Raw genomic sequence first — 15,632 nt, forward strand, 5'->3', positions numbered from 1 at the left:
AGTTCCCGAGTTTCCCAATTTTACGGTCTCCGGATTTGAAAACGCCAATCCCGAATACTATACCAGGCAAGCCGAATCTCTGTTTGAATTTCACCGCGGCAATATTCACCGCTCTTTTGACCAGCTCAAGCTGTTGTTGACCGTGCTGACCACGAAGGATAAGGAGATGAAGGAGAGACTGCGAAAGCAGCTCAAATCCTTCCTTGAGAACATGGCCAAAATCATAACCCGATGGCCTCCGGCGATTAAAATGACTTAAACAGGACCGGTTGCCGCCTTACTCATGCTTTTTTTAAATCGGTCTATCTGCCTGATGTAGAAAATCTCCTTCTATTTTTCGCTAACAATGCCGGTGTCATTGTGGCTACGAATAGGGATCTAGAAAAAGAGGTAGAAATAGGAGATTTCCGTGCAGATTTGTACTACCGCATTAACGTTGTAAGCATTGAACTTCCGCCCCTACGAGATAGAAAAGGGGATATCTCTCTATTAATAGCTCACTTTGTCAAAAAAATGGCTGAACGAATGGAGACGAAAATAGACAGTATCGCCTCAGATGTTTATCGGAACTGTGCACTGTATGATTGGCCAGGGAATGTACGCGAGTTGCAGAACATAATAGAAAGGGCAGTGACTATGGTAGAGGGAAATACAATAAGTTCGCAATTATTCCCGGAAAGATTGGCTAAATTATCAATTGATTTTCCTCATAATTCGGAGGCGTGCAAACTTAGAAATTTTAGGAAGACGTTAGAGCATGACGCTATTCAAGCGTGCATTGAAACATGTGGAGAAAATATGACCCAGGTGGCTAAAGAGCTAGGTATTTCTCGTGCTACACTTTATCGTCAATTCAAAGGTTGAAAGTTAAAATAAACTACCACGTGAAGGAATCATAGAAAACATGGATTTTAGTTAAAGAAATCGTATTTGACACACGAGATTATTCTCTCACCTTCATTTTACCAACTAAAATTAGTAAGCCGATAACGACAAAACAGGGGTTTTGATGACGCTAAAAAGTAGAGAAATTCATAAACCCCTACCAAATACTCAAACACCCCTCAAACCCTTACAAATCCAGCATTCGCAAGCCTTCCACCCTACTCCCACTCAATCGTTCCAGGAGGTTTCGAGGTAATATCATAAACCACCCTGTTAACCCCCTGCACTTCGTTCACAATCCACGAAGAGATGTTATGGAGGAACTTCATACGGGAGCCTGGCCCAGTCTGCCGTCATGGCATCTTCGCTGGTGACTGCCCTCAAGATAATGGGGTACTCGTATGTACGACCATCTCCCATTACGCCGACACTTTTGATGGAAGGAAGTACTGCAAAGCTTTGCCATAATTCTCGATAGAGACCTGAGCTCCGGATTTCCTCTAAAATAACGGCATCCGCTTCCCGCAAAATATCTAGTTTTTCACGGGTTACTTCTCCAAGAATTCGAATTGCCAGACCTGGAATTCGAATAGCTAGACCCGTGAAAAAGACTTGGCGGTTTAGAAGTTTTCGAATATTGCGGTTTAGAAGTTATCGTTTACCAAACCAATTTTACTATTTCCAGATAACTACTTCAACCTCTAGCTAATGACCTTGCTACAAAAATTAGTTATAGTATACAAGTCTATAGTAATGTTACACAACAAACATTTGTCACATACAAAGATCTGTGGAAAGTCTGTTTCAATTGGCTTCTAGGGATCTTTGGTCTTGAGGCTCTTTAAACTTCATAGAATATACCATATTTACCAGCCATACTTATCGTTTTGTAAGTATTCTAAACTCGCAAAGAAAAAAAGAGCTAAACAAATAGCTCAAAAAACTTAGATAACTTATTGAACGGCAAACTTTAGAAAGTCTAAACTTCTTAGATGTTTCCAAGTTGTCTCGATGTGACTTTCTTTAAACGTTGTACGTTTACGATCATTCCAATCATAAACCGCTTTGATAACTTCAGAAGGACTATGCACTATATTTGGGTTTTCTTTCATTGTCCAGTGCACAGTTGCTAATAGTTCCATTCCATATGGAGACTCGAACCCCATTATGATCTCCGAAACATGTTGAAGACGTTCAATAGACTCAGTTTGATCTTTTAAAAATTCTGTAGCTTTGGTAGCAGCCTCTTGTAACAGATACACTTGTACATCCTTTTTACGGCTACCATCGCCGACACCCCTAATGTAATGACCCTCTAAAACTTGTAATACAAAATTAAGATTTTCTGCGTATGGACCATAAGCACCTTTTTCAAACTTAAGCTTGAGTGGCTCGCCAGCCTCCTGAAGGAAGTATGCAAGTTTTTGAACTTCCAATAAAGTCAGTCGATAGCCAGGAATTCCATATCTATCCATAAGCGAGATTAGTAAGGCCCTAGCCATTGTTAAGTGAGGCTTCTTAGTTGCTATTTTAATTTCCTCAGGTGCAGGGCTTCCTGAAGGAGCATATAAATAAACTTTAACGTCAGGAATACTCTTAAAAGCCACTTCAATTTTTGTGCGAACTACATTCCAATCTAATCCTCCATTACCACACCCGAGCGGAGGAATAGCAATGGAGTTTATCCCCAAGTCTTTAATTTCTTTAACTAAGGCAACTAAACCTGAATCGATATCTTCCATTCGGGAATTACCTTTCCAATGCCTCTTTGTAGGAAAGTTAATGATATATCTGGGGTTTACCAACAAACCACCGACTGACACTGTAAACATTTTGCCAGGTTTTACATTATTAGCTTTGCAAGCTTTGTTGTACTCAGTAAAGTTCTTAGGAAAGGCCTGTTTAAATTGTAAAGCAATACCCTTCCCCATAACCCCAACACAATTAACAGTATTAACCAAGGCCTCAACCTCGGCTGTTAAAAGATTACCCGTCTTTAGTTCGATCAGCTTTCTCACCTCCTTAGTAATACCATGTTGATCGAACATCAATTGGAATACTATATCCTGCATTTTCAATTATTGCTTTTACAGAACGAGCAATATTTGAATTGTAGACACCAATTACTTGAAAAAGATTCCAAGGGAAAAATTTGTGAACTAAAAATTCTGCCTGCCTACGTCGCTTACGATCTGGGTCTTGATCGGTGTCGTTCCAATATTGTGATTCCATTACGTCCCAATCTACTTCATCTAAATCTTGTAGATCATTATAATAATTTGAGTAAGCCATTATCCCATGCCCATCAGTAAAGACCCAAGGCCTTACTCCATCAACTGCTTCTATGTTTGAAACGAGATGTAATATCGATCTTTGACCATCATTATACCCTTGAACAAATCCTCTATTAATTGTGTAGAGCATAGGCGAACGGGGAGCAAAATAAAATGGAACATAGTCATGTAAAGTTCCGAAAGGTTGAACAGGTACTCGTTTATTACAACGACGATCCTGAATAGAATCATGAGCAATGTTAGTATAGGCTAGTCCATTTGTTTGCATAACAGAGTTGGCATTTAATCCTCCGTCACTTAGTATAGCTTTTAAATTGTCCATTGCGGTTATATGATATATGGGAGTCAACTTTGGAGCCAATATTAGTACCTCTTATTCTAAATTTTTATAAGTTACTAATACTACACTTGCCTTCTAAAAACCTCTTTCATAAGCTTAAATAAATATTAAAATTATTTTGTCCTAAATAGATGCAAATAAACCAGAGGACTTCAACTCATAGAACATCGAAGTCCCAATTCCGAACACTTGTTTGGTTTGCAACTATATTATACAAGATTTTTATCGATTTGTGTTAACTTTTTGCTCCTTACGAGAAAAAGTTTATGCTTCCCTAAGTGAAGCAACTTGAGTAATTCGAATATCGATAAAACTCTTCAATGTAACACAACCCCAGCGAGTTGCATTCGCAAATCCCTGGAACGCCTGATATCAGAGGCTTCCAGGGATTTCTTGTATCCAAGGGCATTTCCAACCCCTCCGAACATGACATAACCCCCGCCACCAGCCAATAAGGCACATAGCGAAAGGAGCGCAAAAATGGAATACGTCCAGCCAATTAGAGACAAAAAGGCCCTAGAAACTATGAAGAAGATCCTAAGATCAAGTAACCAAAGAGATTACTGTCTCTTCGTCCTCGGCATTAATTCGGGGCTACGCATAAGCGATCTTTTAACCCTTACGGTAGCTTCAGTTTGCGATGACAAAGGCAAGATCAAAGACCGCATAGTTATCAGGGAGAAGAAGACCAACAAGCTGAAAGACTTTCCCCTAGGAGAAACCTCGAAGAAGGCCTTGAAAGAGTATGTGGTTACCTTAAAACCTGGGCAAGCACTATTCGCCAGTCGAAAAGGATACAAGCCAATTACGAGGCAGCAAGCTTATAGGATTCTCAATGATGCTGCCAGAGCAATAGGTATCAAAGAGCAAATCGGGACTCATTCTCTTAGGAAGACCTTTGGCTACCACGCGTTCAAGGCCGGTGTAGATATTACACGGATCCAGAAGCTGCTTAACCATTCCTCTCCTAGTGTTACTTTAGCCTATATCGGGATTACGCAGGATGAATTGGACAATGTTTACATGAATCTTAATCTTTAGCCAATGCGTATTCGGATTCAAATATCAGTAGAAATAATATATTTTCAGCTGATTGGTTGTTGAATTGAACATGCTAGCCAACAGAGGGCAGGAGGAATACAAAAATGTACATCGTAGAAATGAAATATCGCCGTACTAATTGGCGGGAATAAATTTATGTGGCATTATATTGCAAGGGATAACGACCTGATAGCAATGCTTACCGCACTAGAAAAACGGTTCTGGCACAACGTTGAAACATTGACTCCCCCACCTATGGATGGGTCTGAGGCTTCTTCTGAATTACTTAGCCGACTGTATCCCAATGCAAATAATAAGACCCAAATTACCCGAGATGATGCTTTGCCCTTAATAACGCAATTCGAAGAAGCGCTCGATGCCGAAAAAACAGCATCAGAACGTAAAGACGAAGCGGCAAATAAGTTGAAAGCTTTAATGGGGGCGTATGAAATCTGTGTTGCCGGAGATCGAACAATCACCTGGAAAAACATTTCTTCGGAACGGCTTGACTCAAAGGTCCTAAAATTAGAGCGACCCGAGATTTATTCCAAGTACGTTTCCAGGAACTCGTATAGACGATTCAGTATTAAATAAAGGGGAGTGTTACTAATGTCCAATTTAAAGGCAAAGCTTTCCTCACAACTAAATAAGGTTGAAGTACAAAGCCTAAACGTCACCCAGGAGCCCTGTGCTATAGCGTCTATAGTCCCTGAAGACGAAACCACTGCCGTAGCTCATAATGCCCAGCTAATTCAAGTTGTTCCTGAATTCGCTCTGACCTTCAATGAAGCTAAGCAACGACATGCCTCGTTAAGAAGCTTCGTTAAAGAATTGATGATACCTGGACTAGATTATGGCCTAATCCCTGGCTGTCAAAAACCTTCACTCCTAAAGCCTGGCGCAGAGAAACTTTGTGATATTTATGGGTTCTCTAAACTAATTGCTGTGTCCAATCGAATGGAGGATTGGCAGGATGGATTCTTTAGCTATGAGGTAAAAGCTACTCTAATAAATAAGAGGACAGGCCTTGTGGAAGCAGAAGGTGTTGGCTGCTGCAACTCCAAGGAACGAAAGTACAAAAAACAGGACGGTTTTAGCATATCCAATACAATTCTCAAAATGGCCAAGAAACGAGCAATAGTGGATGCAGTCTTATCCGCCACTCGCTCATCTGGGATCTTCTCACAAGATATCGAGGACTTCAAAGAATATGAAGCTTCCCCTCCACTCCGTGCCCTTTCAGTTCAAGTAGATCAAATGGTTAGTAAAAAACAGCTAACAGATATCTTTACCCTGGTTAACAATAAGCAGATTCCGATCGAGAAAGCTAAGTCTTTAATGGTAGAGCGATATAAATTTGATGAAAGTAGAAAACTTACATCCTCTCAAGCGGATGATTTCTTAGCTTATCTTAGGAACCTTAGGCAGGCAAATTAAACAATGCTAAGTTTTAAGAAAGTGGCTCACATAAGTGGGCCACTTCTTCAATTTAAAGGAGGCAATCATGATGGAAAACGTAACTATAAATGGAGTTCTGTACAGGTACTGTGAGCAGTTTGACGTAAATCTTACACTGCAATACGAAAACGAGCGCTGGAGTGAATGGCACATTATCAGGGAATTCATGAGCAATGCCCTGGATGCAGTTGGTGGTCAGATAGACGACTTTAGCCTTACTGAGGAAGATGGGTTTATTCACATCCACGACCATGGGAACGGATACCCAATTAACTATGCTAAAAGAATTGGAGCAAGTTCCAAGAAGAATGAGGAGCAATCTATAGGCCAGTTTGGGGAAGGGACTAAAATGGCAATATTAACCTGCTTAAGAAAAGGAATTTCTGTTAGATTGGCTAGTCAAAACTGGCTCATTATTCCAACATCAATGCCCGTTGAAGATGACTTAGATGTGTTGTTTTTCGATATTTATCAGTCAGATCAAAGTATCCAGGGCTCTCTTGTCAGTATTGAGGCCATCCCAGAAATTAAAGTCATACTCAAGAACAAAGGGCAATATTTCCTTCAATTCAGCCCCCTATCCCCACTGTATGGTTCCATGAACCAAGGCATTTACCCAAGCCAGGGTAAGACAAAACTCTATAACAAGGGCGTTTATATCAAAGATATCGATGCTTTATACACATACGGGATCTCTATCAGTCAACTTAACCGCGACAGGGATCTAATCGATGAAGAAAAGTTAAGCCAAAGGATCAGCGACATCTTGAATAATGCGGATAACCCCTCAGTAATTCAAAGTTACTTCGAAGAAAGCAGTCGCATTGCAAACGGGGTGAGTTTAAGCAATTACAAAGAATTAAAATACTCTCTTTATCCTGACTTAGAGGTTAGGCAGACTTGGGTTAATACGTTCTACTCCCTATTTGGCAGCAAAGCCATAATCTCGACCAGTGATTTAGCTTCAAGGGAAGCTGAATGCTTAGGTCATACCCCTATTCGATTAGAATACTACGGGAGAACACTAGCAGATTTCATTGGAATCCCCAAAGATATACACGTGATCTCAGATGATTATGAGTTTACCTGGACAGATGATCTCAATGACCACGAGGAAAAACGGCTCTCGTTATTTAACCAAGTGACTGAACTTCTTGATCTGCAATATCCAGAAACTGTTAGGGTCTTTGACACCTATGCTAAAAGCGAGAACGTTGTTGGTCTCTATAATCATGATAAGGATGAGATCTATTTAAAGCGGGAGCGTTTAAGCGGCAACCTTGAAGAAGCCTTGGGAACCTTTATCCATGAACTCAACCATAAGTCTACAGGAGCAGACGATACCGACAGAAAGTTTGCGGATGGTCTTTCTTCCTTAACGACAAGACTTGTTCTTCGGCTCATTAAGACTGTAGGTATACCCACAACCCTTAAACTAACCGACAGGGGTTTTAAGCTGCCAAAAAGCTTCAGTTATCAGGCTGATAAGCTAATGAGCCATATCACTGCCATCGGAAATCAGATTATGATTCAGACCAACGGGCACATACTGAGCTCAAAACTAAGTGGGTTAAATTTAAAAGCCCATTGTTCTGAGAGACCAGTTACCTTCTATAAAGGAAACTTTTATATCAATATTCCAAACTCTATCAGACAGTTTCTTCCGGAAGAGGTTTCCTTTAATGTGACGATCAACGCAGAACAAATCTAATATGGAGGCCACACGTTATCGTGATGGCCTCCATTATATTTTAGAACCAATATATTAAAGGGGGAAATAAAAATGCTAGCAACTAAATTTGGATCCTTCACCAAAATGGATCAAGGAACTTCATTGAACGACGAACAAATTTACAGAGCAGCCCCAAGTGTATTTGCGGGGGGAAAACATTCTTCACGTTCAGAGAGATACACGTACATTCCCACAATTGAAGTCCTAAATGGTTTAAGGGCCGAAGGCTTCCTACCTTTCTCTGTCTGTCAGTCTAAAACTCGTATCGAGGGTAAGGCTGACTTCACGAAACACATGATCAGACTCAGGCGGCAGGATCAAATCTTAGCCCCAGAAGCTAATGAAATAGTTCTTTGTAATTCCCACGATGGAACGTCAAGCTATCAAATGCTCTGTGGCTTGTTTCGGTTCGTGTGTGCTAACGGTCTTTTAATTGGGAACACAGTGGAGGATATTAGGGTTCAGCACCGCGGAAATATAGTAGATAATGTGATCGATGCAGCCTATACCATTGTCGATCAGTTTCAAATTGCTAATGAAAGCATGGGAACAATGAAGGAGATCCAGCTATCACGTCCAGAAGAGGAAATATTTGCTCGGTCTGCCCTTGCACTAAAATATGGCGAAGAGTCACCAGTATCGCCAAGACAGATCCTACTGCCAAAGAGACTCGATGATGGCAAGAGTGATCTCTGGACGAAATTTAACGTGGTCCAGGAAAACCTGATGCGAGGTGGACAACGAGGCCATGCCTCCTCAGGGAAAAGGGTTACAACTCGGCCCGTCCAATCAATCGACAATAACATTAAGTTAAATAGGGCACTTTGGATACTAGCGGACGAGATGGCCCGGTTGAAGGCCTAAATTCCCTATTTAGAAAGGAGGTCACCCAAATTGAACCGCACAATCCCCATCTTAGTCATCGCCGACGAAACTGGCGAATTAAACCGACACTATGAAGATTGCCCTGTATGTAACGGACGCCACTCAGTTAAAGTATACGTAGCCAGCTTCAAGACCTGGTGTTATGAGGAAAGGACCTGCCAGTCCTGTTCCTTCTTCGATAAGACAATTCACCGTAAAAACTCTATAGCAAAAATGGAGGCATCACCTAAACGTGACAGCCTCCATTAATTTATTCCATCCTCAATTTGCTTGAGTGTTCGCTGATCATCCTACAAATGTTTAGCATCAATCTGAGCTCATCCGTATCTTTATTCTTCGCTACGGATATTAGTTCATTGATTAAACTGTTAGGTTCAACATGAACTTCTTCCTGAAGAAGGTAATCGACTGTGACCCCTAAGGAGTTAGCAATACTTACCACTGTTTCTAAGCTGGGATTCTTCTCTGTTCGCTCAACTTGACCTATGTATGACTCATTTACTCCTGCAGCCTCGGCAAGTTGTTCCTGAGTAAGTCTGAGTTTAGTCCTCTCTTCTCTAATTCGCTTACCTAAATACTCAAAAACCATCTTCACTGCCCCTTCCGTTTACCACTATATGGTATTTGCAGAGGGGCTTGAAGGTGCTATTTGTATTATTTATGTTGACTATTGGTATTATTAAATGTTAGTATTTTCCTGAACGCAAAATGAGGAGGAAAAAAATGAAAACTATTAGAATGAAGGGAAATTACTCAAATCTGTTCCTAACGCTAATTGCCATGTTGATCCTCGTAGGTTGCTCTAATTCATCTCCTACAAATAGTTCACCCATTGAAAAACAAACAGCTGAAGATGTAGTCAAAAACTATATTATTGCAAGTGCAAACGATGATGCAGATAAAATTTCTAAGACAATATTAAATCCTGACCTTTACGCAGAAAAACTTAAAGGATTAACTAAAAGTAGTAAACAACGAACGGTGGAATTTACAAGAAACGCTGCAAGAAATCAGGATGTACCAATAGGCAAATATGTAATCGTAGATTTTCTTGTTCAAGGTCAAGCTACTCCTAAACAGATATACCTAAAAAACACAGATCAAGGTTTTAAGGTAGATCTTGTACGTTATTGGGGTTTCTCACCTGTATCATTTGCTCAGTTTAAGGCTGAAAAATCTACCACTGGGGTAAAGTTTTATATTTGGGCAGAACTTGACGATTATTTTAATTATGAATTTAGCGGTAAAGACAATCAATATTATTCTATAAAGATATCAGACTCGGAAAATAAGCATACATCTCTACATGCTTATCTATCTAAGGATGACTTAAGATGCAATGAAGCATATGATGTTTTAAAAGATGGAAAGTCACATCAAATGGTAGTTAACCTTAAGTATCCGACCCAGAGAAAAAATAGTTCCGATGGTGTATTGGTAGACAAAGTACTTACAATAGGCGATTGGTTAGATGTTCCATCTTCTGAACGAGTTGATGGAAAATAATAAAGATTATTAGGCCAAGCATACTAAGAGCTCGTGAAAGCAAGCGAAAGTAACCAATGAGAAAAGACCCTTGCAATTGCAGGGGTCTTTTGAACTATTTAACAATATTTTATTCCTTGAAGGAGACGCGTACTACTATACAGCCTCCCATTTCCATTACTTATTTCACATCAGCACAGTAGCAGCACTGACTCCGAGTATCAAAAGCCGATAATCGCTTGTTATGGCCTGCACCAGTATCGATACCGATCCGATCCCGGCTAATAAATATTTCCCCCTTGCCTGTAAATGCGACAGTCGGGTTATGGCCAAATACGACTATCTTACTTGTTGCTCCAGATAGATCCGAAGCATTTAAGAAGTCGTGTCTAATCCATAGGAAATCCTGTTCTGTTTGGTCTTCAATTTTCCTCGTAGGGTTAACCCCCGCGTGTACAAAGAAGTACTTATCACTCTCAACATATAGGGGTAGGCCCGCGAAATATTCCATGTGACTCTTCATAACCGTTTTACTTTTGTACGAATCGAGAGTTCTCTGTCCACCATTGACTAGCCACTCTGTTTTTATATTGCTTAGAATAGTAAAACCTTGAACACCCTTGTCACCATTCCAAAGGGATTAAAAAATTAGCCGCATAGAGCGGTATATTTTAAAAGCGTATTTTAAATAGGTGACAAGACTTTGTTTGGGCATCTACGAGTGGTTGACTCTCATTCCACGCTCCTAGATGCTTATTCAACGTCAGTGCTTTAGACAAACCGACAAAGGTTCACATCCCACTTCCAGCCAGTCTAAGATTTCCTTATAAATTATCAAACTGGATAAGTTCGTGAATTGTGGCATTGGCATGCTCTCGCGAGAGGCCCATTTGCAACAACAATTGAATGTAGTTGTTAAGACTAGCTTGTTGATAAGGATGTGGATGCCCGTTGCAGAGGCTGAAATTGAGCAGAATGCCCACCATTCGACGCATCAACAGCTCAGCCTCCTGAATCCGATTAGTGGCCTGCAATAGTGTCGCCAAATTGTTAATATCGGTTGCAACGGCTGGATGGTTCTCTCCTAAGCTCTGTTCATCAATGGCCAGCGCCCGTCGCATCAACAGCTCAGCCTCCTGCACCCCATTCGTGGCCTTCAACAGTGTCGCCAAATTGTTGAGGCGGATGGCGACGTCAGGATGGTTCTCTCCTAAGCTCTGCTCATCAATGACCAGCGCCTGTCGCATCAACGGCTCAGCCTCCTGCACCCGATTAGTGGCCAGCAACAGTGCCGCTAAATTATTAATATGGATAGCCACAGTAGGGTGGTTCTCTCCATAGTACTGCTTATTAATGGCCAGCGCCCGTCTCATCAGCTGCTCGGCCTCCATCAAACGATTGGTGTCCTGTAACAGTTGCGCTAAATTATTGAAATGGTTGGCCACTTTAGGGTGGTTCTCTCCATACCTCTGCTCATCAATGGCCAGCGCTCGATGAATCAGCTGCTCGGCGTCCTTCAGCCGATTGGTGGCCTTTAATAGTCCCGCTAGATTGCTAAGAACTATGGCAACGCTAGGATGGTTCTCTCCTAAGCCCTGCTCATCAATGGCCAGCGCCCGTCGCAACAGCTGCTCGGCCTCCTTCAACCGATTGGTGTCCAGGAACATTCCCGCCAAACAGGTGAGGTCTACGGCGACTTTAGGGTGGTTCTCTCCATAGTACTGCTCATCGATGGCCAGCGCTTGGCGCATGAGCGGCTCAGCCTCCTTCAACCGATTGGTCGCTCGCAATAGTTGTGCCAAATTGCTAAGACGGATGGCCACTTTAGGGTTGTTTTCTTCATAGCTCTGCTCATCGATGGCCAACGCGCGTCTCATCAACGGTTCAGCCTGGGCATAAAGTGCCTTGGAATAGAAGAAAGTACCAAGTTGGTTCATCAACCGATTTGTGGGCTCGTTGATTTGAGCTTTGTCGGCAAAATGCACGCACGTTTGGGCGTGAGGTGCCAGAGGGTCCAGCGTGGACCACGAGCGTACGTCTTCCGGGTCGCCGACAAAGGCTTTATCTATCCAATCCATGGCTCCCGTTAGTTCATGGTGCTCCCCATCACCCTGTAAACTTCGACGGGTTACATCCTGCACCAAGCGATGAACGGAAAATGTGGGCACGTCATCGGCGCGTGTCACTAGGGAGAATGTCTCTAGGTCGGCAAGTGCATCGAAGAGCTCAGTTGGGAGTTCTGAGATTCCATACTTCCCTGAATCGTCTAAGGAAGAGACTTCGATTGTGACGTCCAGCAACGTTTCAGGAATCGGATCCGGGGAGAACCATGCCAACCGGTTTAGTAATCGACGAGCGGGTTCCGAGAGTTGATCGAATGAGGTCTGCCACGTTACCGCCACGCTCAATGGGTATTGCATTAACCGCTCGTTAAACCACATCAGCACTCGGTCATGCTGGGTCTGCCATTGTTCGAGGTATTGGGCAAAGGACATCCGTTTTGTCTCGATCATAGCTCCGGCCTGTTCCAACGCTAGGGCAAGCTTGCCAAGTGTCACCGCCAGCTTGTGAGCCTGTGAGGCGTCATCTGCCTGTTTTCGTCGCCGATTCGCAGTGCGTTCAAGCAGGAAGCTCTCTGCATCCGCTTCGGTTAAGACATCCAATGCAAGGCTCTCTACAGCCCCTGACCAGCGGCTAATCCGCGAGGTGATGAGTACTTGCCCGGCGCTGGAGAGTTGACCCAATATGTTCTCCACCGCTTGTGCGGCTTGCTCTGTGTCCACGTTGTCTAATATTAATAACCAGCCAGGATGCTGCTGTAGCCAATGTAACGTTGCAGCAACCTGTACATCGAGTTCTTTAGTATCCTTCTCCTCAAGATCGAGCACACTTGGCCTGCAGAGTGCTCCAAGGTTAGCCTTGAGGCCATCTGGAGAATCAGCTCGCACGAAGAGTAAGGCAGTGTAATCTTCGAAGTGTTTGTGGGCGAACTCTAAAGCCACACGTGTCTTTCCAATCCCACCCAAGCCATGGACGGAGGCAACTGTAGCACTGGCTGTAATAGCTGCCACACGCTGGTGCCCGCAATACTCTGCTTGTGACAGCATAGTGTGAATTTTCTCTAGGAATCCCTCGCGTCCTTTAAATAGCGTGCCGAGAGTTTTATATGGCAAATTGTTCACCTTGTGATTTAGTTCCAGGCACAGGTCGTGGAAAACTTCTCGAACAAGCTGATGCCAGCCGTCAAAGTTCGTCCTATGTTCGCCGGAGTCGTAAATGTGCTGTACATGAGCCTGCTGAAGCCGAGCGTCGTCGTCACTCTGGCGAATTGGCCAACCGAAGTCGCGCGGAGCCTCAGGTTTGGCGAAATAGACCAATACCTCCTTCTTAAAGTAGCGGGCAAGTCGGTATTCCCACTGGGTGTAAGACCAACCTGAAAACGTCGCGGAGTCAGTTTTTCCAAGGGTCTGGAGAAGGGATTGCTCATGTTCCTGGGTGGGTCGGGCACCGGATGCCTCACCAACGAGGTGGATGACAAGATCACATTTCCGGACGTAATCTGCGAGGCTCTCCAATAGGATGTGTCCACCTTGCTGAAAATCTTCCTGAACTTTAACTTCATAGGGGTGGCCTTTAAGTGCGCCTAGTTGATTTGCAAGCTTTAGACGATAAGATTTGAACTCGGTGCTAACGCATGATAGAAAGATTTTCATACTTGCTCTCTCCTCCATAACAAACATTCTTCATAGGGGTGAGTCCTTGCTTATTTGAGTGACCTTTCCTCTTCCGTAGGTTAAGCATTACTAGCAACTCCGATAGAAGGCAATTATAGAAAGACCTCAAGCACGTCAGCACAAATCCATTTGCAGTTCTCCCTCAGCCCCTGAAAACCATTCGGTTTGAAGACAAGCAATATTCCGTCCGTTAAGTAATAATGCTAGAAACTCTAAGATTTCATCTGCTTGTAACACTCGTTAGGCCATATCCACCAATTTCCTGTAAAGAACCAAGCATTTTCGGTTTTTCTAACAACAAAAGTAGCCAATTGCGGCTTTGTAAATTAGTGTCCCCTAAGCCGCAGATTCGAAGCGTATTAAAGACTTAGTTAAGCTAAAACAGTTTAGCTCCCACAGGAACCAAGCACTCAGGCCCATTATTCTTAACTGAATTCACCAACTCAGAAACCTCATAGGCAATCATGGACTCCGCTGGGTAAGGCACTAACAAACTCTTAAGATACCCCGCGTCCACAATACTCTGATCCAACCAGGCACGCTCAGCATCTCGCGACAAGATGACAGGCATGCGATCATGGATCCCCGCCATTAGCTCATTATGAGTAGTCGTTATTATGGTGCATGAATTAACTATATCGCCATCGGGTGACTTCCACGTGTCCCAAGGGCCAGCGAACCCGAAGAGCTCTTTATTCTTTAGAGTTATTCTGTAAGGTCGTTTGGTGCGCCCCTCTTTCTTCCGATCATAGAACCCATCTGCTACTATAAGGCAACGCTTTCGTTGGAGTCTATGCTTGCACCTTGGCTTATCATCTACAGTTTCTGTCCTGGCATTGATCATTTTATGGCCGATAGCTGGGTTTATGACAGGGACATTTTGAGTCGGGGCAACGTTGTAGTTAGGTTTTAGGTGTATTGGTTCAGCTTTAAATCGTTCTCTAATATCCTCAATATCAATAAAAGTAAAGCGTCCGCACATGCTAGCTCTTCTAAATTTAATCTTAAGACCATTATAGCCTAGTCATCTACTGAAGTAACTGAAGGACTGAAGGGTTTATCGGTAACTCTTTATAATAATAAAAAAATTTATTCTTGAAAAGTTACTGTTTTATCCTTCAGTTGGTGATTATCCTTCAGTAACCTAAGAGCCCCCCTGGCGAGAAGCTAGTTCAATATGGGCAAAAATGGGCTTAATAAATAAGATTGCAATCCGTAAGAGCTAGAACCAAAGATCCAATAGAACTATCTTAACGTTAGGATACTTACTCCTGACATTATCTACGTTACGCTTATCAGGGGAATAGTAAAATACATACTTATGTAGAGCTCCAGTCTGAGCTCTTACCCTAATGCAATCCTTTTTTAATTTATCATTACTGCTCGGACTCACAGCTGAAAATGTTTCAGCAATAACTACCTCGTCTTTTGAGACTACATCGTAGCCAGGGGATGTTCCCAAGTTAAGAATAAATGGTGCATGTTCTGGGTGCGTCTCTAGAAGATATTCCGTAGCCATTAGCGATGTCAGATATGTAAATGTTTGGTTCAACTGCTCAACTAAGTTTAATGCTCGATCTTCCAAGGGATCCTGCCCGAATTCATGAAATCGAATCTCATGGAAAAGGTCAATTCCTTTTTTGTGCTCAAGTAATTCCTTTAATTTTGTTGTTGTACTTTCGGCAGTTTCCAAGATGCTTAGTTTTAATTTGGCTAATTCCTCGGCATTATTGATTTGTACTTGTTTGCTCAATTTTTCTCCTCCAAAAAATTGTAAT

Annotated in this window: 15 protein-coding genes and 2 pseudogenes; 9 read left to right on the forward strand and 8 right to left on the reverse strand. The window is 42.5% G+C overall.

The genetic code is table 11. The features are described from left to right. A pseudogene (locus JL57_RS19210) lies at positions 1-259 on the forward strand (hypothetical protein); the annotation flags it as partial. A gap of 101 nt (positions 260-360) precedes the next feature. Then, positions 361-864: a helix-turn-helix domain-containing protein gene (locus JL57_RS19215; RefSeq protein WP_291300282.1), complete on the forward strand. Its 504-nt coding sequence runs from the start codon at positions 361-363 to the stop codon at positions 862-864. Positions 865-1,103: 239 nt separating this feature from the next. Here the strand turns inward: JL57_RS19215 and JL57_RS34870 are convergent. From JL57_RS34870 to JL57_RS19230, 3 genes and pseudogenes are all read right to left on the reverse strand, one after another. Continuing rightward, a pseudogene (locus JL57_RS34870) lies at positions 1,104-1,467 on the reverse strand (GMP synthase (glutamine-hydrolyzing)); the annotation flags it as partial. A 371-nt stretch (positions 1,468-1,838) separates the two neighbouring features. Then, entirely contained in the window at positions 1,839-2,933 is a 1,095-nt protein-coding gene (locus JL57_RS19225; RefSeq protein WP_291300304.1) for a macro domain-containing protein, read from the reverse strand. Next, a complete protein-coding gene (locus JL57_RS19230; protein WP_291300283.1) occupies positions 2,908-3,540 on the reverse strand; it encodes a DUF4433 domain-containing protein in 633 nt (210 codons plus the stop codon). The genes JL57_RS19225 and JL57_RS19230 overlap by 26 nt, the downstream gene beginning before the upstream one ends. A gap of 459 nt (positions 3,541-3,999) precedes the next feature. Between JL57_RS19230 and JL57_RS19235 the strand changes: the two genes are divergently transcribed. From JL57_RS19235 to JL57_RS34875, 6 genes are all read left to right on the forward strand, one after another. After that, positions 4,000-4,560, forward strand: a complete 561-nt coding sequence (locus JL57_RS19235; protein ID WP_034143593.1) for a site-specific integrase — start codon at positions 4,000-4,002, stop codon at positions 4,558-4,560. A gap of 156 nt (positions 4,561-4,716) precedes the next feature. Next, entirely contained in the window at positions 4,717-5,154 is a 438-nt protein-coding gene (locus JL57_RS19240; RefSeq protein WP_291300284.1) for a hypothetical protein, read from the forward strand. A gap of 15 nt (positions 5,155-5,169) precedes the next feature. Then, complete coding sequence (locus tag JL57_RS19245; RefSeq protein ID WP_034143594.1) at positions 5,170-5,997, forward strand: hypothetical protein; 828 nt, start codon at positions 5,170-5,172, stop codon at positions 5,995-5,997. A gap of 67 nt (positions 5,998-6,064) precedes the next feature. Next, a complete protein-coding gene (locus JL57_RS19250; protein WP_291300285.1) occupies positions 6,065-7,729 on the forward strand; it encodes a hypothetical protein in 1,665 nt (554 codons plus the stop codon). A 72-nt stretch (positions 7,730-7,801) separates the two neighbouring features. After that, complete coding sequence (locus JL57_RS19255; protein WP_034143596.1) at positions 7,802-8,614, forward strand: DUF932 domain-containing protein; 813 nt, start codon at positions 7,802-7,804, stop codon at positions 8,612-8,614. Positions 8,615-8,644: 30 nt separating this feature from the next. Then, complete coding sequence (locus JL57_RS34875) at positions 8,645-8,884, forward strand: hypothetical protein (RefSeq protein WP_291300286.1); 240 nt, start codon at positions 8,645-8,647, stop codon at positions 8,882-8,884. Position 8,885: 1 nt separating this feature from the next. Here JL57_RS34875 and JL57_RS19260 read toward each other — a convergent pair whose 3' ends face one another. Next, positions 8,886-9,224: a helix-turn-helix domain-containing protein gene (locus JL57_RS19260; RefSeq protein WP_034143597.1), complete on the reverse strand. Its 339-nt coding sequence runs from the start codon at positions 9,222-9,224 to the stop codon at positions 8,886-8,888. A 134-nt stretch (positions 9,225-9,358) separates the two neighbouring features. On the opposite strand from JL57_RS19260, the gene JL57_RS19265 reads away from it, so the two are divergent. Beyond that, a complete protein-coding gene (locus tag JL57_RS19265) occupies positions 9,359-10,141 on the forward strand; it encodes a hypothetical protein (RefSeq protein ID WP_034143598.1) in 783 nt (260 codons plus the stop codon). A 160-nt stretch (positions 10,142-10,301) separates the two neighbouring features. On the opposite strand, the gene JL57_RS19270 is transcribed toward JL57_RS19265, so the two are convergent. The 4 genes from JL57_RS19270 to JL57_RS19285 all read right to left on the reverse strand — a co-directional run bounded on the left by JL57_RS19270 (position 10,302) and on the right by JL57_RS19285 (position 15,607). Further along, positions 10,302-10,631: a hypothetical protein gene (locus JL57_RS19270; RefSeq protein ID WP_291300287.1), complete on the reverse strand. Its 330-nt coding sequence runs from the start codon at positions 10,629-10,631 to the stop codon at positions 10,302-10,304. Positions 10,632-10,944: 313 nt separating this feature from the next. After that, a complete protein-coding gene (gene fxsT / locus JL57_RS19275; protein WP_034143599.1) occupies positions 10,945-13,833 on the reverse strand; it encodes an FxSxx-COOH system tetratricopeptide repeat protein in 2,889 nt (962 codons plus the stop codon). Positions 13,834-14,230: 397 nt separating this feature from the next. Beyond that, a complete protein-coding gene (locus tag JL57_RS19280; RefSeq protein WP_034143600.1) occupies positions 14,231-14,836 on the reverse strand; it encodes an SOS response-associated peptidase in 606 nt (201 codons plus the stop codon). Between the two features lie 240 nt (positions 14,837-15,076). Next, on the reverse strand, positions 15,077-15,607 hold the full coding sequence (locus tag JL57_RS19285; RefSeq protein ID WP_034143601.1) for a hypothetical protein: 531 nt from the start codon (positions 15,605-15,607) through the stop codon (positions 15,077-15,079). Positions 15,608-15,632: the final 25 nt, after the last annotated feature.

It is taken from the genome of Desulfosporosinus sp. BICA1-9 (assembly GCF_000802135.1).

Coding starts and splice junctions, on each gene's coding strand:
- JL57_RS19225 (WP_291300304.1), bottom strand. CDS start 2,933: ATGTTCGATCAACATGGTATTACTAAGGAGGTGAGAAAGCTGATCGAA.
- JL57_RS19235 (WP_034143593.1), top strand. CDS start 4,000: ATGGAATACGTCCAGCCAATTAGAGACAAAAAGGCCCTAGAAACTATG.
- JL57_RS19240 (WP_291300284.1), top strand. CDS start 4,717: ATGTGGCATTATATTGCAAGGGATAACGACCTGATAGCAATGCTTACC.
- JL57_RS19245 (WP_034143594.1), top strand. CDS start 5,170: ATGTCCAATTTAAAGGCAAAGCTTTCCTCACAACTAAATAAGGTTGAA.
- JL57_RS19250 (WP_291300285.1), top strand. CDS start 6,065: ATGATGGAAAACGTAACTATAAATGGAGTTCTGTACAGGTACTGTGAG.
- JL57_RS19255 (WP_034143596.1), top strand. CDS start 7,802: ATGCTAGCAACTAAATTTGGATCCTTCACCAAAATGGATCAAGGAACT.
- JL57_RS19260 (WP_034143597.1), bottom strand. CDS start 9,224: ATGGTTTTTGAGTATTTAGGTAAGCGAATTAGAGAAGAGAGGACTAAA.
- JL57_RS19265 (WP_034143598.1), top strand. CDS start 9,359: ATGAAAACTATTAGAATGAAGGGAAATTACTCAAATCTGTTCCTAACG.
- JL57_RS19270 (WP_291300287.1), bottom strand. CDS start 10,631: ATGGAATATTTCGCGGGCCTACCCCTATATGTTGAGAGTGATAAGTAC.
- fxsT (WP_034143599.1), bottom strand. CDS start 13,833: ATGAAAATCTTTCTATCATGCGTTAGCACCGAGTTCAAATCTTATCGT.
- JL57_RS19280 (WP_034143600.1), bottom strand. CDS start 14,836: ATGTGCGGACGCTTTACTTTTATTGATATTGAGGATATTAGAGAACGA.